This window comes from Coprococcus sp. OM06-34AC (genome assembly GCF_003462545.1).
GTDB lineage: Bacteria > Bacillota > Clostridia > Lachnospirales > Lachnospiraceae > Coprococcus > Coprococcus aceti.
Window position 1 is genome coordinate 297291 of sequence record NZ_QTZF01000003.1, and the last position, 23936, is coordinate 321226.

Consider the following 23936-nt stretch of genomic DNA (forward strand, 5'->3'; position numbering starts at 1 on the left):
CAGCGATATACTGTAGTGGCCAACAGATGAAAATGACAGGGAGGATGGATGTATGCGTGTACTTGTAGTTGAAGATGAGAAGGATCTGAACAGCATAATATGCAGTAAGCTGGTCAAAGAGGGCTATAATGTGGATGCCTGTTATGACGGACAGGCGGCACTTGATTATATGGAAGCGGAGAATTACGACGGGGCGATCATGGATATAATGATCCCGAACAAGGACGGAATAACAGTCCTGCGTGAGATGAGAAATGCGGGGATACAGGTTCCTGTGCTTTTCCTCACGGCCAAGACGGAGACACAGGATATAGTCAGGGGACTGGATGCCGGAGCCAGCGATTATATGACAAAGCCATTTGAGTTCTCGGAGCTTATGGCAAGACTCAGGGTCATGCTGAGAACCCAGAATCCGGTAAATGAGAATGTGATAACCTGTGGTTCACTGGTGGTCGACATGAACAACAGACAGGCGATCAGGGATGGAAAGGTAATTGATCTCACGGTCAGGGAGTATGCTATCCTTGAGTACCTTGCTAGAAACAGAAATGTGGTAGTAACTAGGGAACAGATACGGGTGAACATCTGGAACATAGATGACGATGTCAATTCAAATGTGATAGATGTGTATATCCGTTATCTGAGAAGGAAGATAGACGATAATTATGAGGAGAAGCTGATCCATACTATAAGAGGTGTCGGCTATAAACTGGAATGTTAAAGAGAAAAATATCATTTGTAACATACACTGTTATAATCACAGCGCTTATTCTGGTGGTGGGTATATCTTGTCTGCTGGTCATCCAGAACAATCTTATGAAGGATGATATGAACCTGATGGCTTATAAGAAGCTGACACAGGAGGTAGCCCAGATCAGACGATACATAGTGTATGATTCACAGAAGAAGCCACATATAGATGATGGATTTTACGACCGTGAGGACGATCCGGACAGTAATGAGCAGATATATGTGTTCCTTCAGGAAAATGACGGCGAGATCCTTGACGGCGAGGTGCCTGAGGGATATGCGGATAATCCGGATATAAGCATAAGAGATCTTATGCATATAGATGCAGGGAAGGTCAAGTATTTTGCGGTCGTCAGGCAGGGAAGAACAGACAAAGAGTCGCTGAAGAAGACTTCTAAATACAAGATCTGTGTCATGGTATCCGTCAGGGATATAGAGAGCAATTACAGTGAACTGTTATATAAATCATACTGTGTTATTGGAATCGTGCTGATAGCATTTGTGATATATGCATTTGCTTTGAGGAAATTGATAGCAGTTCCAATGGGAAGCCTGAACCGTTCGATAGATAAGAGCGTGGACAATCTTGATTTTACAGAGAATCTGGAGTATGACGGTCCGTTCAAAGAGCTTGATATGCTGACCGATGCGAATAACAACCTGTACAGAAAAGTCCATCAGGAGCTTGAGAGACAGGCCGAGTTCAATGCAAATGTATCCCATGAGCTGAGAACACCTGTAGCAGTCATGCATGCCCAGTGTCAGCTTTCCAGGGAGATCGCGGAGAAGAATGGCGATGAGGAGATGCTTGAGAGCATAGAGGTATTCGAGAGACAGACCTCACGTATGAAGGGGCTCATAGAACAGCTTCTTCAGATGTCGGTCATGGACAATGAAAACGCAGTCATAGCGGTTGAGGATGTAGATCTGCTGGATGTGGTGGAGTCTGTGTGCGATGATGTGGAGTACATCTGTAAGAAGAATCTTAAGTTTACCTACGACCTGAAGCCGACGATGGTCAAAGCGAATATGAACCATATAGTTATCGTCGTGAACAATCTGATGTCAAATGCGGTGAAGTACAGCAATGATGGAGGTAGTATCCATGTGTCCTGCGGTGTGAAAAATGACAGCTATTTTATCTCGGTCAGGGATGAGGGCCGGGGAATGGATAAGAGCACAAAGGAAAAGATATTTGAGAGTTTTTACAGAGGTGAGCCAGACAGAAGTGCGGAGGGTTTTGGCCTGGGTCTGTCACAGGTAATGCAGATCGCCAGATATTACGGCGGAATCGTGGATGTTGACAGTGAGCCCGGAAAAGGAAGCCTGTTTACATTTAAAATCCCGGTAAATGCAGAATAATGTCTGTGGATTTTAATATATATTAATTTTTTTAATGAAAGATTAATCTTAAATGTGTATAATTTAAAATCAGTGTTTTATTGAAAATAGGAGCTATATTTATGAAAGAACGAAAGAGAATAGTACATTTACTGATCGGCCCATTGTTATTCGGGCTGTTTACGGCACTTTTGCCACACGGAGTATTCACGACATTTGAGTCAAGAGCAGCGATAGGAACCATCATGTGGATGGCGTACTGGTGGGTAACAGGCCCGGTGGACTATGCGGTAACTGCATTCCTCCCGATAGCCTTAAATGCGATATTTCAGATGACTGACATGTCGGCGGTCATTTCCAACTACGCAGACGAGACGATACTGCTTCTTCTGGGAGCTTCCATCATAAGCGTGATGTGGGAGAATACCGGGCTTGACAAGAGGATAGCCATTACATTCCTGAGACTTATCGGCAGCAGTTTGAGGATACAGCTTGTGTTCTGGTTTGTGTTGTCTGCAGTTCTGTCAGCGGTGCTTCCAAATGCAGTGGTATGTGCGACGATCACACCTATAGCGATCGCCATGCTCAAGTATATAGGAATGGACGACATCAAGACAAACAAGACTGCGTCAAAGATACTTCTCACGATAGCATATGCAACCGGACTCGGTGGTCTGGCATCGCCGCTCGGAGGTGCGATGAATCTTGTGACGGTCGAATATATACAGCAGATAACAGGCGAGGAGTACATGTACTCTTCATGGGTCGTAAGATTCCTGCCTATCATGCTCATACTTGTGCTTGTAAATATCCTGTTCATGATCCGTGATGTGAAGAAGACAGAGATGCTTGGCGGTTCAAGGGAATACTTTGTAGCAAAATACAAGGAGCTTCCTCCTATGAGCTACGAGGAGAAGATAGCACTTGTGTTATTTGTTCTTGCCACGGTGCTTGCATTTACCAGACAGCTCTACCAGAGCATACTTCCGGGACTCAAGCCGGCGTATGTATTTATCATATGCGCCATAGTATCATTCCTTCTCACCAACAAGAACGGAGAGCGTATTATGGTGTGGAAGAATGTTCAGGGTAAGATCATCTGGGGACTTATGTATATATTTGCCGGTGGACTTGCCGCCGGAACACTCATCAACAAATCCGGTGCTGCAGAGGCACTTGGTGAGTGTATATCAAAGCTTGATATGAAGGGCGGATTTATCACAGTGTTCGTGATACTTGCCGTTACACTTCTCATGTCAGATGTGACATCTAACACAGCCACGGCTGCGGTAGCCATGCCGCTGGTAATATCCATCACACAGGGCTGCGGACTCAATCCGATACCGTACATATATGTGGCATCTGTGGGAGTCAACCTGTCATACATGCTTCCGACATCCATCAGGGCGATACCGGTTGGATACGGCCTGTCGCCAAAGTATATGTTCAAAGAGGGCTGGAAGATAACTCTGCTGGTTCTGGCGGTCATGTCAGTAGTATGTGCGCTGCTGTTAAAATACTGGCCGGCGTTTAGCAGTGTATAAATAATTTTTACTTGTAGAAGAGGGAGAGGACATGTCAGTAGTAACTTATACATTTATAGTTTTTTTATTGTGTACAATAGTGCTATACTACATAGTTCCAAAGAAGATACAGTGGGTGATACTGCTCCTTGCGAGTCTTGTGTTCTACGGATATGCCGGGATAGAGTACTTGTTTCTGGTCATTGTCACGGCTGTTGTCGTTTATCTGTTCTCACTGAGGCTGCAGAAGAGTCTGGACGAGCAGGAGGAGCTGGCAAAGGATGCGGACAGAAGAACCGCACGAAAGATCAAGGCTGCTGAGAAGGCGAAGAGAAAGAAGTTCCTTGTGTGGGCACTTGTCATAGTTATCGGTGTTCTGGCGGTGTTCAAGGCATTTGGCTTTGTGCTCGACAATATAAAGAGATTCATACCATACGACGGATTGCAGAGCATTCCTGACTGGAATCTCATAGCACCTTTGGGAATATCATTTTACTCATTCATGATGATCTCATATCTCGTGGATCTGTATAACGGACGAATATCAGCGCAGAAGAATTTCTTCAGATACCTGTCATATGTGCTTTATTTCCCACATGTTACCCAGGGACCTATAGCCAGATATGAGGAAGTAGGACATCAGCTCTGGGAGGAGCACAGCTTCAATATGGACACTATCATGAGAGGTGTCTGGCTCATGCTTTGGGGATTTGTGAAGAAGATCGTTATAGCTGACAGGATAGGAGCTTTTACAACAGAGATATTTGGGCATACATTTGATTATCATGGCGGAATATTCCTGGCAGTGGGAATCGCATATTCCATCCAGATATACTGCGATTTCTCAGGATGTATGGACATAGTAAGGGGCACTTCAGAGTGCTTCGGCATCGTTCTGGGAGAGAACTTCAGAAGACCATACTTTTCACAGACACTTCCTGAGTTCTGGAGAAGATGGCATTTGTCACTGGGTGCATTCTTCAGAGAATATGTATTCTACCCGGTGTCAACATCAAAGCTGTTCCTCAAGCTCAATGTCAAGATAAGAGATCACCTAGGAAATGTGATAGGAAAGGTATTTGCAGCGAGCATACCTATCCTGTGTGTGTGGGTGCTGACCGGTCTCTGGCACGGCGCAAAGTGGAATTATATAGCATGGGGCTTGTATCACGGAGTGCTGATATGCATGTCGACACTTTTTGAGGAACCGCTGGCAAAGCTTACAAAGGCGCTCAGGATAAAGACTGACTGCATAAGCTGGGAGATATTCAGAATGCTCAGGACATTCATCCTCTGTGTCATCGGACGTCTTATATTTATGGGACAGGGAATCCGAAGTTCGATCTGGATGATCCGTTCCATGGTGTTTGATCACTCAAAGGTGTATAATATTGTGGATGAATTTTCACTTTCAGGAAGAGAGTGGAGAGTTTTGATATTTGGATGCCTTCTCCTTCTTGCTGTGTCTATCGCGCAGGAGATCATGGAGAGAAGAGGCAGCACAGGCGATGTCAGAGAATGGCTTGCAAAGCAGAACATAGTATTCAAATGGCTGGTCATGGCAGCAGGTCTGGCATTCATTGCCATTTGCGGAGTATACGGCTCCGGTGCGGGCGCATCATTTATATATGAACAGTTCTGATGAGAAGGGAGAAAGATATGCCAGCGTGGATAAAATATACAATATCAGTATTTTCGATATGTACAGTGCTTTTCCTTGGCTTGAACAAGGCGGGAGAACTGGCAAGGCCACAGGATTTTGACGCAGATGTGTGGACAAACTACTATGCGGAGGAGGATAACACCATCAATACGGTGCTCATCGGCTCCAGCTCGATGTACAGATACTGGATACCGACTCAGGCGTATGAGGAGCAGGGGTACACATCGATGCTCATAGGTACTGCGGCTCAGGATATAAGACTTGCGCCGTATCTTATGGAAGAGGCTGCAAAGACTCAGGATCTGGATCTGTTTGTGGTTGAGGTCAGAAGTATTATCATACGAGGCGATGTCACAAAGATAAAGGATGAGCATTACAATTATCGTATGGAAGTCATGACATCGGGCATGAGACCATCATCGACGAAGTTTGAGATGATACAGAAGTATTACAGAGCGGACGAGAAGTCCAAGTTCGAGCTCATGTTCCCTATTCTGAAGTATCACGATAATCTGCTGACATTTGACAGACAGGTGCTTATAGACAGACTCAATCAGGGAACGGACGAGTTCAAGACAGGCAGGCAGAGGGCGAAGATCACGAAGATCAAGGAGCCTGTGTTTGAGTCTGACGGACAGCTTCATCTGTCGGATGAGACACTCGGATATATAGATGACATAGAGGCAAAGGCAGAGGAGCTCGGAGTTAAGGTCCTGCTGGTTGCAACACCTTACTATCCATCAAAGGGCCAGGCGTCCAAGCAGCTTCAGCTTGACGAGTACATAGCCTCAAAGGGATATGATTATCTGAACATGAACAATGTTCTTGATGAACTGAATCTGGATTATTCCACAGATTTCTACAACAGCAAGCATGTAAATATTGCGGGTGCCAAGAAGGTTACCACATATCTTGCACAATATATAGAGGACAATTACGGCCTGCAGAGTAAGCTTACAGATGAGCAGAAGCAGAGCTGGACTGATGCCTGTGATGCCTGGGCAGATGAGGAAAGCAGTCTCATGGCAGAATGGGAGAAGTACAAGAAGGAGAACGAATAATGTATAAGCAGACGGTATTACATTATATTCAGGAGTATGCCCAGACGCAGCCGGACACTCTGGCGGTGTGTGAGCTAAGAAAGACAGTCACATACGCAGAGTATTGGAGCAATATAAGAAAGACTGCACACGTTTTGCAGGATATGGGCATATGCAAGGGCGATCATGTAATGATCAGATGCACACAGAACATAGATTATCTGACAGTGTTCACTGCACTGCAGTACATGCAGGTGCTTGTCGTGCCGATAGAGAAATCCACATCCGCAGAGAGGGCAGTTGAGATAGGCCAGAGAGTTGACGCAGCATGTCTCATATCAGACAAGCCTGTGGATGGAATAAAGTGTATAAGCCAGAAGAAAATAATAACCAGGATGAAGGATGAGAGCGAGGCAGAGCTTGAGCTTCCGGGTGAGGAGGACAGATCGATGCTGCTCTTCACAACGGGAACTACTGGATCTTCAAAGGGCGTTGTCATGCACCACAGAGGTGATGTGGGAATAGCCGGCAATGTCATCGAGGGAACAGCCATGAAGAAGGGCAATGTGGAGATAATACCAATGCCTCTCAACCATTCATTTGGAATAAGAAGATACCAGTCAGACATGGTAAATGGCGGCACAGTATGTCTGATGGACGGAATGGTATTTATCGGAACGCTGTGGAAGCTCATAGAGAAATACGGAGTGACATCCATGGCGATATCACCGGCATCACTCGGAATGATATTCCATTTGTCGGATGACAGGATCGCGGATTATGCAGATCAGCTTGATTATATACAGATAGGCTCAGCACCTCTTGCCGAGTCAGACAAGGAGAAGCTGCTCAGATTGCTTCCACATACAAGACTGTATAATTTCTATGGTTCATCTGAAGCCGGATGCGCATGCATACTGGAGTTCAGTGGCAATGGCAACAAGACAGGATGTATAGGAAGACCTACCGTGAACTCGGTCGTAAGATTCTCTGACGACGAGGGTAACGTGGTTACAAATGGCAGCCCGGAGTCACCGGCACTTCTGTCCTGGGGCGGTTCTATAGTCATGGAAGGCTATTACAATGACCCCGAACTCACTGCTGAGACCATTGTGGATGGATATGTTAGGACAAAGGATCTGGCATATCTGGATGAGGATGGCGACTGCATACTTGTAGGCAGGGCCGATGATGTGATAAACTATGGTGGAAGCAAGATATCTCCTGCAGAGATAGAAGACCTTGCACTTGGATATGAGCATATAGATGATGTGGCTTACACTTCAATCAAAGACCCGATCACCGGAGAGCTTCCGGTCATACTGGTCGTGCAGAAGGATGGCTATGAGGAAGCTGATTTTGAAAGCTTTCTTGCTGACAGACTTGAGAGCTACAAGCTTCCAAGAAAGTATATCTATGTTGAAAGTATACCAAAGACGTTCAAGGGTTCAGTTCTGCGAAAGGAAGTAAGAAAGCTTGCAGAGCAGAACGTATAGATGGTTTGCAGAGAAGATCATACAAAGGAGAATTGAACAATGAAAGAATTTATTGAGATGCTCAAGAAGATCAAGCCAAATGTTGATTTTGAAAATGAGGAGGCACTCGTTGACGACGGAATCCTGGAGTCACTCGATATCATCTCTATCATTTCAGAGATAGCAGATAAGTACGGAGTTGTCATCCCAAGTGATGAGATCATACCTGATAACTTCAACTCAGCGATCGCTCTCTATGAGCTTGTGGAGGATCTGAAGTAGGATCTGAAACATGATCTGAAAGTGGAATCAGATATATCTGGAACAAAAACCTGTGTATATGTTATATACACAGGTTTTTTAAAATGCACAGATGTTCATATAAATAAATTTTAAAAAGAATAGCATTTTACTGTTGACATATAATTAAATACATGTTTAAATGTTCATAGATTCAATGAGAACAATGAAAAGGAGATAACTATTATGAAGAAGTATAAGATTGAAGTTGATTGTGCAAACTGTGCAGCAAAGATGGAGGAGGCTACAAAGAAGGTAGCAGGTGTTAAGGACGCAACAGTGGCATTCATGGCACAGAAGATGAGCGTTGAGTTCGACGATGGAGCTGACGAGGCTGAGGTTATGAAGAATGTACTTAAGGCTTGTAAGAAGGTTGAGCCTGACTGCGAGATCTTTATGTAACCAAAGGCGGTTATGCATGTGCATGCTGACTGCCGGATTATGGTATAGCAGGTTGTTTAGTCACGGCTAACTGTGAAAGATCTGTGCTCTATCAGATAGGAGGATGTTATGACAAAGAAACAGAAAAAAGTGCTCAGAAGAATTATAATATCGGCGGTTCTTCTGGTTGCCATGGCTGTCACATTTACGGTGCTTGACAAGACCGGGATGGTGGATCTTGAGAATCCGTCAGTTATGTGGCGATGCATAGAGATCGTGGCTTACCTGATCCCATATCTCGTCATAGGTTACGATATACTTAAAAAGGCATTTCTCGGAATCATACACGGAGAGGTATTTGACGAGAATTTCCTCATGGCGATTGCCACTGTAGGTGCCATGGTGCTCGGTGAGTACAAGGAGGCATCAGCGGTTATGCTGTTCTACCAGGTAGGTGAGCTGTTCCAGAGCTACGCGGTGGGCAAGAGCAGAAAGAACATTACCGCACTTATGGATATCCGTCCGGATTATGCCAACATAGAGAAGGATGGCAAGCTGGAACAGGTTGATCCGGATGACGTTCAGATCGGAACAGTCATAGTTGTACAGCCTGGAGAGAAAGTACCTATCGATGGAAAGGTTGTTGAGGGAGTTTCATCACTCAACACCAGTGCCCTCACAGGTGAGAGCGTACCTAGAGAGGTTCATGTGGGTGATGAGATCATCAGTGGATGCGTCAACCTCAACGGACTTATAAAGATCGAGACAACCAAGGAGTTTGGAGAGTCGACCGTATCTAAGATCCTTGATCTCGTTGAGAACTCAAGCATGAAGAAGTCCAGATCAGAGAACTTCATCACAAGATTTGCAAAGTATTACACGCCGGCTGTATGTATAGCAGCACTTGCACTTGCAGTGCTTCCGCCATTGGTAAACATTATCATGGGTAATTCTGCAGCATGGTCCAAGTGGATCATCAGAGCACTGACAACACTTGTTATAAGCTGTCCATGTGCACTGGTAATATCCATTCCACTGAGCTTCTTTGGAGGAATCGGCGGAGCTTCGGCAAAGGGTATTCTGGTCAAGGGTTCCAACTATCTTGAGGCTCTCTCATACACAAAGTATGTCGTGTGCGATAAGACAGGAACACTCACAAAGGGTGTGTTCCAGGTTACAGAGATACATCCTGAGGGAGGAATGAGCGAAGCTGATCTTCTTGAAAAGGCAGCGCTGGTCGAGAGCTATTCCAACCATCCTATCAGCAAGAGCCTGAAGGAGGCATATGGCAAGGAAATCGACAACAACAGGGTCACAGACGCAAAGGAGATCAGCGGACACGGTGTGTCAGCGGTTGTTGATGGTCATGAGGTTGCCGCAGGAAATGTCAAGCTCATGAAGCAGATGAACATACAGGCAGCGGTTCCTACATCGGTTGGAACAGAGATACATGTTGCCGTGGATGGAAAGTATGCAGGATATATTCTCATATCAGATGTTGTCAAGCCAAATGCAAAGGAGGCTATAAGTGGTCTCAAGGCAGCAGGCGTGGAGAAGGTAGTCATGCTCACAGGTGATGCGAAGAAGGTTGCAGATGCAGTCGGAAGCGAGCTTGGCGTGGATGAGGTGAGAAGTGAACTTCTCCCTGGAGACAAGGTGGATGAGGTCGAGAAGCTCATCGCAGCCAAGGGAGAGAAGGAGAAGCTTGCATTTGTCGGAGATGGAATCAATGACGCCCCTGTACTTTCGAGAGCAGATATAGGAATCGCCATGGGAGCCCTTGGTTCCGATGCAGCTATCGAAGCTGCGGATATCGTCCTCATGGATGATGATCCTGCAAAGATAGCGACAGCCATGAAGATATCCAAGAAGACACTCAGGATCGTACACCAGAACATAGTATTTGCACTTGTGATCAAGTTTGCATGCCTTGCACTGGGCGCAGTTGGATTTGTCAACATGTGGTGGGCAATATTCGCAGATGTAGGAGTTATGATCCTTGCGGTATTAAATGCGACAAGAGCACTGAGCTTCAAAGAATAGGAGGAGACCGCATGGGAGAGATACATTTGCCGCATTGTCACTGCGACAATGAGAACAAGATCATAAAATGCATGCCGTCTGTGGAAGATTGCAGCAGCATGGCAGATATATTCAAACAGCTCAGCGATGGCACAAGGCTCAGGATACTCTGGATGCTGTGCCACCTCGAGGAATGTGTCAGCAACATAGCGGCGGCCATGGAGATGAGTGATCCGGCCGTATCGCACCACCTGAAGCAGCTCAAGGGCAGCGGCCTGATCGTGAGCCGCAGAGAGGGCAAGGAGGTATATTACAAGCTGGCAGACACGGAGACAGCCAGACTTGTACACAAGGTGTGTGAGGAGATGTTCCAGATAACATGCCCGCTTGAACAATAGAATAATATGACAGATAAATCCCCGCCGGTACCGAACAGATCAGTGCCGGCGGGGATTTTTTGCGTGGACAAGGAGATGAAGATATTATTATTTTAGGGTTTAGAGTAAAAAGTTGTTGACACATATCTGTACATAGTGTATATATAACATATAAACAGTTGAGAACAGTTTAAGGAGGTGTACATATGAGACTTTCTCAGAACTCAGGAGTGCCTATATATCAGCAGATAGCAGACAGCTTCAAGTCGGACATTCTGGCGGGCAAATATGCCCAGGGCGAATATCTGCCGTCTATCAGGGGGCTGGCACGGGATCTGAAGATAAGTGTTATCACCACCATGAAAGCTTATGAGCTGCTGGAGCAGGAGGGGCTGGTCACCGCTGAACAGGGCAAGGGCTTTTATGTGAATGCACAGGACAGTGAGATGCTGATAGAGCAGCATCTTCGAAAGGTAGAGGCATCTTTGACGGAGGCCATAGCTGCGGCACGTATTGCGGGGTTGTCGGACGATGAGCTCAAGAACATGCTTGATGCTCTGCTGATGGTACAGGACTGACGATTTGACAGGCAGAGAACAAAGTGGACAGAGAATAGGGAAAAAGAAAGACGTGAAGAGAGTTTAAGGTTTAATGGAGGATTGGATGATGAATTATGACTGCGCTGTAAAAGGGGAGAATATTTCCAAAAAGTTTAAGACATTTACACTGGATATACCTGATTTGAGGGTGCCAAAGGGATTTGCGACAGCACTCATCGGAGAAAATGGAGCGGGAAAGACGACACTTATCAATATGCTTTCAGGAATAAGGCTTGATTACAAAGGTGAGCTGACTTTCTTTGACAAGTATTCATCGGAGGAAAAGGAGAGAAGGGCGGATGTAAAGAACAGGATAGGCTATACGGGAACAGGCAGATATTACCTTCCACAGTGGACTGTATCTGATGTGGAGGAGATAAGCAGTCTGCTCTTTGACAATTTTGACAGGGACGAGTTCGAAAGATATTGCCGAGAACTTGCGATATTTCCTGATTCCCCGGACGGTGTTGCTCTGAAGAAAAAGTGTTCAGCACTCTCTGATGGAACCAGAACTAAGCTGATGCTTGCCGGGGTTATGGCGAGGGATACAGACCTGCTGCTGCTCGATGAGCCGGCATCGCCTCTTGATCCACTTATGCGAGACAAGCTGTGCCAGATGATCGGCGATTATATAAGCGACGGAGCGGGGGAGAAGAGTGTATTGTTCTCAACACACAATATATCCGATATGGAGAGTATCACTGATTATGCGATCATCATGGAACATGGAAATGTGGTCGAGTGCGGATTTGTGGAGGATCTGAAGGAGAAATATATACTGATAAAGGGAGATGCCCAGGATGCGGAGGCGGCATCAAAGATCCTTTATACCATGACTAAGAATCCTTATGGCTTTGAGGGAATCTGTCTTGCAGAGAATCTGGACAAGCTTGCAGGCATGAATGTGAGCAAGGAGATACCATCGCTGTTTCAGATAAGTGTGGCGGTCATGAAGAATAATACAAAAATGGTATTAAAGTAAAAACTGCTTAGAGTGTTTCACGTATTTATAGGAGCGTAATTATGAGGATGATAAAGGATTACAGAGCCATTACGAATGGAAAATACCGGCTAGTGTGTAATGTGTTGATACCGATCATACTGGGGGTGATACTGGCATTGATCGATATAGGAGTGAGAAAATATTATGTAACAGCGGTCATGCTCGGTGTGGGAGCGGCGCTCATGACTGCGATCGAGGTTATGGCTGATTATTGGGGATTCGGTGCAATATGTGTGAAGGGCTGCCTTGGAATGGATTATCTGAAGACGTCAACAAAGGGGAAAGCCATGTTACGGAATGCGCTTACGGCGGATCTGCTTGTCCGACCGGCGAGGATCGCGATATGCATGGTGATAGTGGCCGTACCATATGAAATTATGGTGGGTAACCCGGTAAGACTGCTTTGCCTGTCGATACTGCTCACAGCAGATATTTCCGTGTGGGCGCTGAACATTACGAGATATGTCCAGAATGTTCAGGTCATGAGTCTGCTGTCCATGCTGTCATCAGGAGCATCGGGAGCTGCGGTTATATATATAACGATATCTTCGGGATTGCAGAAGTTTACATGGCTCATAGTTGCAGCACTGGCGGTATTGCTGCCGGTTGGAATATATGTGACGCGCAGACATATGTACCGCAAGGTTGAGGCGTCTTATCTGGATATGGATTAACAGATTGTTGTTCAAGGCTGGAAACGGCTTAGACTATCCGCCCCGCCTGCCGGCGGGAGGAATGATATATATTAGACAAGGAGGATTAAGGGATGAAAGATTTGATACTTGGTTTTAAACTTCTCAGATATGGATATAAGTTAAAGACAAATGTGATGATGCTTATTTTGTTCACTGCAATAGGGTTTGTGGTCGAACTGTCATCACACGGAACGAATATTCTGGGCGGTTTCTATTTTATGCTGACTGGAATGTTTGCCTACCAGATGATAATATACATGAATGCATCGGACTATGTGCAGTCAAGCGTGATGAAGAGAAAACTGGAGGTGGGAATGCCAGTGATCGTCAGCACAGTTGTGTATCTTGTACTTTTCACAATACTTGTTGCGGAGAAATATATACTTATCAGAATGTATCCGGAGAATACAGAAAACTATCAGGATACATTGTTTATGATCATATTTATATTGTTCGGAGCTATGATATTCTGCGGTGTATGTTACAAATATTTTGTGGCAAGCTTTATTGTGTTTATGTTGGTGATAATAACCTGCATGTCGACAATCAGTTCCTGGCTGTGTCACCATCATATATCAGAGGTTATAGGCCTTGGGCTTGTAAAACTTGCTGTCCTTGGATATGCGGCCATCCTTTTGGGTGGTGTTATAGAGTATTTGATCAGTTCACTTCTCTACAGAAAACAGTTGTCAGAGTATGCAATGGGCGGACTCAGCAAGAGCATGAAGTAAATGAAAATACAACTAAACTTAATAAAATAGACGGAACAGAGCCGGTTGCGGATTGTGCAGGATTGCCGAAGAGAGGGCGGTCACAGCAGAAGATTTGTAACCGGCTCTATTGCTATTATCAGGTGAGTGGAATATAATATTTAAGAATGTGCGCACTGGAAAAATCCGGCAGCTGCGCATAAGAGTAATGTATAAAATACAGAACCATAATGGCAGACATTGATAAGTCAGCATATGAATTTGAAAAGAAAGATATAAGAAAGATATAAGAAAGATATAAGAAAGATATAAGGAAGATATAAGGAAGTTATATGGTACAGAACATATTGTTTGATCTGGATGAGACACTGCTGGACTTCAAGCGCAGTGAGAGCAGAGCGCTCTCCAATATGCTCAGGCATATAGGGGTGGAGCCTACAGAAAAGGTCATATCCAGATACAGCGAGATCAACAAATCGAGATGGAAGCTGCTTGAACAGGGGCTGCTCACAAGGCAGCAGGTTAAGGAGAGCAGATACGAGATACTATTTGCAGAGCTGGGAGTTGACTACTCTGCTGCAGAGGCGACAGCCTACTATGAGGATCAGCTCAGCCAGAAGGGATTTGTGTTCCCTGATACGATAAAGCTGCTTGATACTTTGTATGGACGATACAAGCTGTACATTGTGTCAAATAGCGGAGCATACGTACAGACTGGAAGAATGGCAGACTGCGGTATAGTAAAATATTTTGAGGATATATTCATATCTGAGGATGCCGGAGCGGAGAAACCGTCCAGAGAATTCTTTGACTATTGCTTTGGTAGGAGACCAGAGATAAAGGCAGATGAGACTGTGATCATAGGAGACAGTCTGACATCAGATATTCAGGGCGGAATAAATGCTGGGATAAGGACGATATGGTTCAACCCTGATGGTCAGCAGGCGGCGGATATACATCCGGACTATGAGGTGAAAAAACTTATGGATATTCCGGCGCTGCTTGAAGAGTTGTAAGCAAAAAAACAAAATTATTTATCGGGACCGGATACAAATGAGTCCGGATATAAATGAGTCCAGATTGAAATAAACAGTAATAGTCAAATATACAGAGGTAGTACATGAAGATAAGAGATTTGATAACACAGGACAAGGCGACACTCTCATTTGAGGTGTTCCCGCCAAAGAAGGATACAGACTTTGCGGATGTTGAGGCAGCGGCGCTTGGTATAGCGGCATTTAAGCCGGATTACATGAGCGTTACATATGGTGCCGGGGGAAGCACCAAGGGACATACGATCCAGCTTGCCCAGGAGATCCAGGAGAAGTACGACGTGCCGACCATAGCACATCTGACATGCGTGTGTGCCAGCAAAGAGGGCATCAAGACTGCGCTTGCTGACATGAAGAATGCCGGTATAGAGAATATACTTGCTCTCCGCGGCGATATACCGAAGAACTATGATGGACAGGTATTTGCAGAGTTCTCACATGCATCAGAGCTGGTGGAGCTCATCAAGGAGACAGGAGATTTCTGCGTGGGCGGAGCATGTTACCCTGAGGTACACCCAGACTCGGCAAATAAGCACGAAGACATAATTGGGCTTAAGAAAAAGGTCGATGCTGGATGTGATTATCTCACGACCCAGATGTTCTTCGACAACAACATATTCTTTAATTTCATGTACAGAATCAGAGAGGCGGGAATATCAGTGCCGATCATACCGGGCATTATGCCTATAACAAGAAGAGTACAGGTCAAGAATGCTGTCAAGCTCTCAGGTTGTAACGTGCCGGAGAGATTCAAGAGCATAGTCGATGCATTTGGCGATACTGAGGCTGCGATGAGGCAGGCGGGAATTGCATATGCCACAGACCAGATCATAGATCTCATGGCAAATGGAGTGAAGCATATACATGTGTATTCCATGAATAAGCCTGAGGTTGCGGCAGGAATACAGAAGAATCTATCGGAAATACTTAAGATATAAAATTTATTGACAGACCTAGAGTCGGGACATCATGAGGGACAGCAATAGGATGGTGTTCAATGAAAGGAGTATCGGGTTATGAAACCGGTTATATCAGTGATTTTTACAGCCGGAAGCGGTGTGGAGACATGCCGGACAAAGCTGGCTGGCCAGACATTTAAGGAGTACGAGATAATAGAAGCGGACAGATTCGCGGGGATTGAGCGCGCGCATGGAGAATATATACTGTTCGTGGATGGCTCGGAGGTTTATCCGGAGAACATGCTGGAGAAGCTGCATGACGCCGCAGAGCAGAGCGGGGCGGACATGGTGATTTCGAACTGCGAGCTTATAGACAGTGACGGTGGGAAGACCTTCGGAAGAGGTGTACATTTTGAGTGGGTTCACGGCGGAAAGCAGGTGTTTAACTGGAAGGACTGCCGTGGCAGGATCATGAATGTGGTACGACCATTAGTTGGCAATAAACTCTACAGAAAGCAGTTCATAATAGATGCAGGACTGGGCATTGCCGGTTGTGACAGCGAAGCGATATATTCGGCAATTGGAGCTGTAGCGGCGGAGAAGATAGCATATATAAGCAATCTGACATTTTCAAGGAATGTTGTTCCTGAGAGTGAGGCTGAGAAGCTGCCGGATGTTCCGAAGACCGTTGACTGTGTGACGGAGCATGTGAAGGGCATGGCAGACAGGACTGATCTGTGGAATGCTGTTATGTACTTTGCCATACGTCAGTATGTGGACAATTATGAGAAGTATTGCAGAGAACTGGATTCTGCAGAGAGAATAGAGTTTTACGAGAAAGCGCACAGCGTATTTAACAGTGAGATATTTGACGGATTGACAGAGAAGGGACTCAATGATGACAAGTTATTCCGCAAATATTCCATCATAAAGAAACATGATTCATCGGAGCTGAAAAAGCTCAAGACGAGAAGGATAATAGTGTCGCTCACATCCTATCCCGCTAGAATTGCGGGCATAGCACAGATGCTTGAGTCGATATATTCACAGACCAGAAAGGCAGATAAGATCGTTTTGTGGCTGGCGGAGGAGCAGTTCCCTAATAGGGATGACGATCTCCCGGATGATCTCAGAAAGCTGCAGTTTGAGGATAAGCTGGAGGTCAGATGGTGTGATGATCTGAAGCCGCACAAGAAGTATTTCTATGCGCTGCAGGAGTTCACGGACGACGTGGTCGTGACGATAGATGACGATCTGCAATATCCTCCATACATGCTTGAGAATCTGTATATGTCATATTTACAGTATCCAGAGGCGGTATCCGCTGTGAGGACACACTGGATGGTCATTTCGGATAAAGGGCAGCTTATTCCGTACAGGTATTGGATGAAGGAGACGGTTGCCTGTCTGTACAGACCAAAGATGCAGTTATTTGCAACCGGGGGCGCAGGAACTTTATATCCACCAGGAATTTATGATGATAAGTGGTTCGACAAAGACAAGATGGTGGAGATGTGCCTGTGGGCGGATGACATCTGGCTTAAGCTAATAGAGATCATGTCAGGAGTTCCGGTTGTGGCGGCTATGCCATGTGAGGATCTTCGGTACTTACCGGGCTCACAGGAAATAGGCCTTTACCATAAGAATGTGGACGCCGACCAGAATGACGTTCAGTTACAGAAGATAGAGGAATGGCTTAAACCTGAATATGGAGATAATGCACTTGCGAAGAAGATTCTTGAATATGATGGAGAGCCGGTAGAGGATGCACTGATCAGGGTATGTGAATGTCATGAAAAAGAACGCAGAGAATTGAGGGATGAGATTGGTAGAAATTCCAGACAATTAAAGAAACGCATTGAAGAAAATGAGCGTGCCTACAGGGAAAAGTCAGAGATAAATGCCAAGCTTCAAAGAACATACAAGGAAAAGTCGGAGATAAATGCAAAACTACAGCAGACATATAAGGAAAAGGCTGACAGGGGTATCCGGATAAAAGAACTTGAGAAGGAGAAATCTGATCTTCAGGCAAAACTTGGAGAACTTCAGACAGAAAAAGCAGATATTCAGAAGAAATTGGAACAGCTTCAGGCAGAGAATGTTGTTTTGCAAAAGCAGCGTTCAATATGGTATAAAATAAAAAAGTGATAAAAATAAAGAAAGAAGGAAATAAAAATGACACTTGAGAAGTTACAGAAGGATATGATAGCAGCAATGAAGGCAAGGGATAAGGAGAGAAAGGACAGCATCTCATCCCTCGTATCAGCAGTTAAGAAGGTCGGAATCGATAACGGCTGCAGAGACAACATTCCTGAGGATATAGTTGACAGTGTTATCCTCAAGGAGATCAAGTCTGTAAAAGAGCAGATCGATACCTGCCCTGCAGACAGAACAGATCTTCTGGAGCAGTACAAGGCAAGATATGATGTGTTCAACGAGTATGCGCCAAAACTTCTGTCAGAGGATGAGGTGAGAGATATCCTCACAACAAAATTTGCAGATGTGATAGCAACAAAGAATAAAGGCCAGATCATGAAGGCTGTTATGGCTGAACTCAAGGGCAAGGCAGACGGCAAGGTCATCAATCAGGTTGTGGCAGAGCTTTGCAAGTAGAGGAGAAAGTGTTTTGAAATTTGTAGGAATTGAAAAGAAAGAACAGGGAAAGTTCATCACACGATACGATGTTCAGTACGAGACTGTAGACGGAATAGTTAAGAACTATGAGATGATAAGCAGGAATGGAGAAATCACCGATTTCGAGGGACTTCATGGCAAGGCAGCAGATGCGGTGGTCATCATCGCCACAGACGAGGCAGATGAGAGGATCCTTATAGATAAGGAGTTCAGACTTGCTCCGGGTGAATGGGTATATAATTTCCCTGCCGGACTCATAGATCCGGGGGAGACTCCTGAGGTCAGTGCCAGACGTGAGCTTATGGAGGAAACGGGACTTGAGCTGTACGAGATCAGTGACACAATAGGGACAAGCTACAGTGCTGTAGGATTTTCAAATGAGACAAATATGTGTGTTGTAGGCAAGGCGAGAGGCGAGTTCAAGCCGAGCACTTCAACTCTGGAGGAGATCACTCCAGGATGGTACACAAAGGCAGAGGTAAGAGAACTGCTCAAGACTGAGAAGTTTGCAGCCAGAACACAGGCCTTCTGTTATGTGTGGAGCAGACAGTGATATGAGAATGAAAAAGGAGAAATAATCTATGGAAAAATTACCTGGAAAGGGAATGGTGACGGCATCGTCGCTTATCATGCTCATATGGGGGCTTGTAAATGCCGGATATTATGACATTGCAAAGCTTGTGCTTGCAGATGAGCCATCGACAAAGGCTGTCGTATGTGGCGTTGTGGCCGGAATAGCATCGCTTGCAGCCATCATAGGCGGTATATTTGGAATAGCCGGAAGCAACAAGGTTGCAAAGGCGTCTGCCATAGTTGTATGGGCAGCATTTCTGGTGATACTTGCGATAATAAGCGGTATAGTGACACTGGTGTCCGGTGACAGCAAGCTTATAGCCGTTGTCATGATGATCGTTGGAATAGTTGTTCCGGTTGTCATGTTTATGGGAGCCGCGAAAAACAGAACAATCAGATAATTAATTGCTTTTTAGATATTGTCAAGCTATAGATAGTTGATAATAAAGATGTGGATTACAGGAGGAGATTGATGAGTAAGCAAAAAACTCTAAGACAAAAAATGATCATCATTGCATTGGCATTTTTGTTACCGGTTATTATAACGTTGATTGTTATGGCTGTGTGCGGAGTGGTACCATTTGGTAACAAGTCTACGATGATCTGGGATTCATTGCTACAGTATAAGGACTATTATGGATATTTATGGGATGTGTTTCATGGAAATTCAGGTATAGAATATTCTACAGGAAAAGCACTTGGCGGCAGGATGATAGGGATAGTAGCTTATTATTTGTCTAGTCCATTAAATTTGTTTATTGTGTTTTTTTCAAAGGCGCAGATACCACAGTTTATGGCATTTATGATTTTGCTCAGAATTGGTTTGTGTGGAATAACAGGATACATATATGTTGATAAAAGGTTCAAAATATCGGTGATACCAGGCCTTGTATTATCATCGTTATATGCACTTATGGAATATAATGTGTATAATTGTAGAAACGTTATGTGGCTTGATGGAGTTATTATTTTGCCATTGATAGCACTAGGAGTATGGAAGTGCGTTGATAAGAAGAAAACGGGGCTGCTATTTACTTCTGTATTCGTTGCAATTTTCTGTAATTGGTACACTGGCTATATGGTATGTCTGATGTCAGGAATATTATTTATTGTTGAATATCTTAATGCAAATGACTTTAGTATAAAAAAAGCGTTGAAAACAGAATGGAAAAGTATATTTAGATATATAGTAACAATGTTATGTGGAGTGTTGGCGAGTCTGTGTATACTTCTTCCTGCGTGTATGGCGCTTGTTGGAGGAATTGCAACAAATAATACCGTTGGATTGAGCCGTATAGTTAATATGGATATAACACAGTTCCTTAGTGGATTTGATGTTGGTGCGAAAGTGAATGCGCAGGATGCACCCCCTATTTTTACGGGAACCATCGTTCTTATTGCTGTTGTTGCATTTTTCTTTAATTCTGCTGTGAAGAAAAAAGAAAAAATCTGTATGGCATGTCTGCTTGCTTTGTTGTGCAGCTGTTATTGTCTTAGAGATTTAGAACTTGTGTGGACAGCCTTTGTTAGAAGCACTTCATACTTCTTCAGATTTAGTTTTGTACTCTCTTTTGTAATGATAATGATCGCTGCAAGAGAGGTTCAATTATGGGAAAAAGACCAGGTATCAAAAAAAGAAGTAGCTTCTGCAATGGGGGTTGTTGCAGTAGGTTTGGCATTTTTATATTATATAAAGAAAATAAATTCACCGCGTAATATAGTCATTATTTATATGGCAATTTTGGGTATAGGGATAATAGTGCTGTTATGTGGTAACAATAGAAAAAATGTTTCCAAGGTAGTATGCTTTGGAGTGGCATGCCTGACTGCGATAGAAGCCGGTTATAATGTGTACATTGCTTTTTCTGAATACAATAATGATGCAAGGAGTTTTTCTGATTACACAGTTGTTGCCGAGAATATAGTCGATAGTCTTAATGAGACTGAGAAGGGAAGCTTTTTCAGATATGAAAATGATTATAATTATCTAAAGACTATTGGAAGAGATATAGCGACGGGGGAGTCACTGCTGTATGGTTATAATAGCATAGAGCATTATAGTTCAGCTTATGATTTTAATGTTGACAGATTTCTAGCTTATATGGGATATTCTGATATCCCTGGGGAGAAGCTTTTTTTACGTGAGACATATTGGAATAGTCCTATGTTGCTGACAGATTCTTTGCTGTCAATAAAATATGTCCAATTAAAGAGTCCGGCATCAGGATACGAGAAAACGGATCTGAAGACTCAGTATGCACAGGTATATAAAAATAAATACGCTTTGCCCCTCGGCTATCCGGTGAATGACGATATAAAGAAGGTTTCATTTGGCAATGACCCATTTGAAAATCAGCAGAACCTGTTATCCGCTATGCTTGGTGAAGAAGTAGATGTATATGAGAATGTTGATTCAGAATATATACATACTGACAAGAATGGTAATGAAGAATGGAAATTGGATGTAAAAAAAGATGGACCGGTATACGTGTTTGTTGATGGAAGCAAAACACATAGTAGCTTATATGATAACAATTGTGAGGTATATGTAAATGGCGAGTTGATTCAGAATGCATGTCACAGGTTTGAAATCAACAGCATGTACATTGGTGAATATAAGGCTGGAGATCAAATAGATTTAGTTATAAAGAGAAAAACCAATAGGGACAAGAAGCATACATTGTATGTATCGCAGCTGAATACAGATGTGTTTGAAAAAGCGATCAATATTCTTAACACTGGATATAAAACAGATTTAAAAATTTCTAAAAATAGAATTACTGGTGAAGTAGATGTTGACGATGATACAGAAATACTGCTTTCAATACCTTATGAAGATGCATGGTCTGCTGTTGTGGATGGTAAAGAGGTTAAAATTGATGAGCTTGCAGATACTTTTATGGGAATAAAACTTGATAAGGGTAAGCATACAGTACAAATGGTTTATCATACGCCAGGTTTGAGGCTGGGGCTGATCATGTCACTTGCTGGATTCCTGATTTATGCAGGTGTAGAGATAGTTAAGAAAAAAATGAAAAAACAGAAAAATAAAACGGCATAATATATTATGGAAAATAGTTATAAATTTTTTCAGAATACACAATGTGAGTTTTTCCCGTGTCATAAAGTGGAGAAAGTAGAGAACTTTAATTGCATGTTCTGCTACTGCCCACTTTATCGCGAGGAACGGTGCCTAGGTAATCCTGAGTATGTGATCAGCCGGAAAGGGCAGCGGATAAAAGATTGCAGTAATTGTCTTTTAGTACATCAGCCAGAGATGTATGATATGGTTATTGGACGCCTTCAGAGGGAAGATGAGCTTTTGCATATAGATCTTCGAAAGCTCAAGACTCAGGTGAAAGAACGATTGATGCAGATTACCCATATAAATGAAATAGATGCAGATATGAAGTATGAGCATCAGATCAATATTGACAGAATATTGGATGGGGTTATGAAAGATATGTCTGGATCTTGTGCGGTGGATGTTCTTTTACAGGAATTTGCTCCTGAGTGCATTTGCCCCGGCTATTTTACTTTTTGTGGGAAAAAGATAGAGTGCGGAATATTGACACAGCTTGACATCAGTCTTATTGATAAAGGTTACATTTATGCATTTCATGCACCGGTTGTAGATCTGGAAAACACTGGTTCTGTGCTTGACCAGTATTACATGGAGGCATTTCAGGTGGCATGCATAGATGTCATAAGAGGGTGGCTGCAAGGATATCTTGAGAGAAAGAACAGTGTATATGAGAAGAAGTATTGCAGTCCGTCGTTCGGTCCAGGATACTATGGAATGGGCATGGAGGCAGTACCTGAGCTGCTGGGGCTTATGGATGCATCACAGGTAGGCGTGTCATGGAACGGAGAATGCATGTCGCCGAAGATGAGTCTTGTTGGAACATATCTGATCGCGGGTGAAGATGTGTTTGAGATAGATTCTGATTGCAGAGACTGTATTGGACATAGCGGTGGCTGCGAATTCTGTATAAAGCACTGATTTTATACCAAGTAGGAGCAGGAGTGTTCTGCTCCTACTTAGAATTATAGTTATTAGTCCAAATCGAAACTAAAGACCGCTTTGTCGAAATTGCGGTTCTTTAAATCTTCATCTGAAATGATCCAAAAGATATTCCATAGACAACCAACGTTGTAACCATATTGAAACAGTAGATGAGTTTTTGTGTTTACATCCGGTATATTACCCCCCGTAGGATAACCGAATAATTTGTTTCCGTCATACGAAAGATATTCGATATCATAATCTGGAGCAACTTCTTCAAGACGGTCAAATAGGTCACAGTCAAGCACATCTCCCAGTGGCTGATAATCTGTGGTGAGTTCAAACTCGACGGCCTTTTCCTCAAAAGTTTCTGTAAAATACTTTGAATAATATGGAACAGGCGGCTCAGTTCTCTTTAAATTTGACAGGTCGCCATTGTACCAGATCACCTTGTGATAAGCCGAATTTTCGGGGGCGTCAGCAACGCTTTCAACCCATTTGTTGGTCTGGTGAATTGAGTCGATTTCTCCGCTCCAGAAAAAATATAAAATACCCGTGTGCGGAAGCTTGTTTTCAATATCTAAGTCGGCAATGTCCGCAAGATTGATTTGAGCAACAAGCTGCATTGCTGATTTTTCGTACCGCTCAGTGTCATCTCCGCGCTTGCAGGAATAGCCCGACATTGTGGGATATGGAATTTCGGGCGGAAGATCGGGAAAGCCGCCGATTTTACTTGTGCCTTTTGCAATTACATTTTCCTCATCCTTCATACACATTTTAATAGTATTTTTTCGGTAGTCTTTAATACTTTCTGCAATATCAGTGTGTCCTTCTTTAATAAGGAATTCAATCAAATCCATTTCGTGCATTTTCGCCTTATACCCCCTAATCTC

The 23936-nt window shown here is 43.9% G+C and carries 23 protein-coding genes; 22 read left to right on the plus strand and 1 reads right to left on the minus strand.

Annotated features, from left to right (window positions below):
* Nucleotides 1–52 precede the first annotated feature (52 nt).
* From DXB91_RS07480 to DXB91_RS07585, 22 genes are all read left to right on the plus strand, one after another.
* Nucleotides 53–721: a response regulator transcription factor gene (locus tag DXB91_RS07480; protein WP_015533818.1), complete on the plus strand. Its 669-nt coding sequence runs from the start codon at nucleotides 53–55 to the stop codon at nucleotides 719–721.
* Complete coding sequence (locus DXB91_RS07485; protein ID WP_118017334.1) at nucleotides 715–2112, plus strand: sensor histidine kinase; 1398 nt, start codon at nucleotides 715–717, stop codon at nucleotides 2110–2112. The genes DXB91_RS07480 and DXB91_RS07485 overlap by 7 nt, the downstream gene beginning before the upstream one ends.
* Before the next feature lie 101 nt (nucleotides 2113–2213).
* Entirely contained in the window at nucleotides 2214–3635 is a 1422-nt protein-coding gene (locus tag DXB91_RS07490; protein ID WP_055273732.1) for an SLC13 family permease, read from the plus strand.
* A 31-nt stretch (nucleotides 3636–3666) separates the two neighbouring features.
* Nucleotides 3667–5256 carry an MBOAT family O-acyltransferase gene (locus tag DXB91_RS07495; protein WP_118017336.1) on the plus strand — a complete coding sequence of 530 codons (1590 nt, stop codon included), beginning with the start codon at nucleotides 3667–3669 and terminating at the stop codon, nucleotides 5254–5256.
* A gap of 17 nt (nucleotides 5257–5273) precedes the next feature.
* Nucleotides 5274–6338: a hypothetical protein gene (locus DXB91_RS07500; protein ID WP_118017338.1), complete on the plus strand. Its 1065-nt coding sequence runs from the start codon at nucleotides 5274–5276 to the stop codon at nucleotides 6336–6338.
* A complete protein-coding gene (locus DXB91_RS07505) occupies nucleotides 6338–7813 on the plus strand; it encodes a class I adenylate-forming enzyme family protein (RefSeq protein WP_118017340.1) in 1476 nt (491 codons plus the stop codon). The genes DXB91_RS07500 and DXB91_RS07505 overlap by 1 nt, the downstream gene beginning before the upstream one ends.
* Nucleotides 7814–7852: 39 nt before the next feature.
* Nucleotides 7853–8074: a phosphopantetheine attachment site gene (locus tag DXB91_RS07510; RefSeq protein ID WP_015533823.1), complete on the plus strand. Its 222-nt coding sequence runs from the start codon at nucleotides 7853–7855 to the stop codon at nucleotides 8072–8074.
* A gap of 201 nt (nucleotides 8075–8275) precedes the next feature.
* A complete protein-coding gene (locus DXB91_RS07515; RefSeq protein ID WP_055146474.1) occupies nucleotides 8276–8494 on the plus strand; it encodes a cation transporter in 219 nt (72 codons plus the stop codon).
* Nucleotides 8495–8602: 108 nt separating this feature from the next.
* Complete coding sequence (locus DXB91_RS07520; protein WP_118017342.1) at nucleotides 8603–10516, plus strand: heavy metal translocating P-type ATPase; 1914 nt, start codon at nucleotides 8603–8605, stop codon at nucleotides 10514–10516.
* Nucleotides 10517–10527: 11 nt separating this feature from the next.
* Entirely contained in the window at nucleotides 10528–10893 is a 366-nt protein-coding gene (locus tag DXB91_RS07525) for an ArsR/SmtB family transcription factor (RefSeq protein WP_022216672.1), read from the plus strand.
* Nucleotides 10894–11078: 185 nt separating this feature from the next.
* Nucleotides 11079–11450, plus strand: a complete 372-nt coding sequence (locus DXB91_RS07530) for a GntR family transcriptional regulator (RefSeq protein WP_022058324.1) — start codon at nucleotides 11079–11081, stop codon at nucleotides 11448–11450.
* Nucleotides 11451–11535: 85 nt separating this feature from the next.
* Complete coding sequence (locus DXB91_RS07535; RefSeq protein ID WP_243003544.1) at nucleotides 11536–12453, plus strand: ATP-binding cassette domain-containing protein; 918 nt, start codon at nucleotides 11536–11538, stop codon at nucleotides 12451–12453.
* A 41-nt stretch (nucleotides 12454–12494) separates the two neighbouring features.
* Entirely contained in the window at nucleotides 12495–13148 is a 654-nt protein-coding gene (locus DXB91_RS07540) for a hypothetical protein (protein WP_015533830.1), read from the plus strand.
* Nucleotides 13149–13240: 92 nt separating this feature from the next.
* Complete coding sequence (locus DXB91_RS07545; protein WP_118017346.1) at nucleotides 13241–13900, plus strand: hypothetical protein; 660 nt, start codon at nucleotides 13241–13243, stop codon at nucleotides 13898–13900.
* A gap of 311 nt (nucleotides 13901–14211) precedes the next feature.
* Nucleotides 14212–14895 carry a YjjG family noncanonical pyrimidine nucleotidase gene (locus DXB91_RS07550; protein ID WP_117874589.1) on the plus strand — a complete coding sequence of 228 codons (684 nt, stop codon included), beginning with the start codon at nucleotides 14212–14214 and terminating at the stop codon, nucleotides 14893–14895.
* 104 nt (nucleotides 14896–14999) lie between these two features.
* A complete protein-coding gene (gene metF / locus DXB91_RS07555) occupies nucleotides 15000–15869 on the plus strand; it encodes a methylenetetrahydrofolate reductase [NAD(P)H] (RefSeq protein WP_015533832.1) in 870 nt (289 codons plus the stop codon).
* A 78-nt stretch (nucleotides 15870–15947) separates the two neighbouring features.
* Nucleotides 15948–17978, plus strand: a complete 2031-nt coding sequence (locus DXB91_RS07560; protein WP_118017348.1) for a glycosyltransferase — start codon at nucleotides 15948–15950, stop codon at nucleotides 17976–17978.
* Between the two features lie 27 nt (nucleotides 17979–18005).
* The gene (locus DXB91_RS07565; protein WP_015533834.1) at nucleotides 18006–18443 is read left to right on the plus strand and encodes a GatB/YqeY domain-containing protein; all 438 of its coding nucleotides are present in this window, start codon (nucleotides 18006–18008) and stop codon (nucleotides 18441–18443) included.
* Nucleotides 18444–18456: 13 nt separating this feature from the next.
* A complete protein-coding gene (locus tag DXB91_RS07570; protein ID WP_055146459.1) occupies nucleotides 18457–19017 on the plus strand; it encodes an NUDIX hydrolase in 561 nt (186 codons plus the stop codon).
* A 28-nt stretch (nucleotides 19018–19045) separates the two neighbouring features.
* Nucleotides 19046–19438, plus strand: a complete 393-nt coding sequence (locus tag DXB91_RS07575; protein ID WP_117550643.1) for a hypothetical protein — start codon at nucleotides 19046–19048, stop codon at nucleotides 19436–19438.
* 71 nt (nucleotides 19439–19509) lie between these two features.
* Entirely contained in the window at nucleotides 19510–22098 is a 2589-nt protein-coding gene (locus DXB91_RS07580; protein ID WP_118017350.1) for a YfhO family protein, read from the plus strand.
* 6 nt (nucleotides 22099–22104) lie between these two features.
* Nucleotides 22105–23040, plus strand: coding sequence for a cysteine-rich small domain-containing protein (locus tag DXB91_RS07585; protein WP_117550639.1), 936 nt, complete (start codon nucleotides 22105–22107; stop codon nucleotides 23038–23040).
* A 53-nt stretch (nucleotides 23041–23093) separates the two neighbouring features.
* Here the strand turns inward: DXB91_RS07585 and DXB91_RS07590 are convergent, their stop codons facing one another.
* A complete protein-coding gene (locus DXB91_RS07590) occupies nucleotides 23094–23912 on the minus strand; it encodes a DUF1963 domain-containing protein (protein WP_117550637.1) in 819 nt (272 codons plus the stop codon).
* Between the last annotated feature and the right edge of the window lie 24 nt (nucleotides 23913–23936).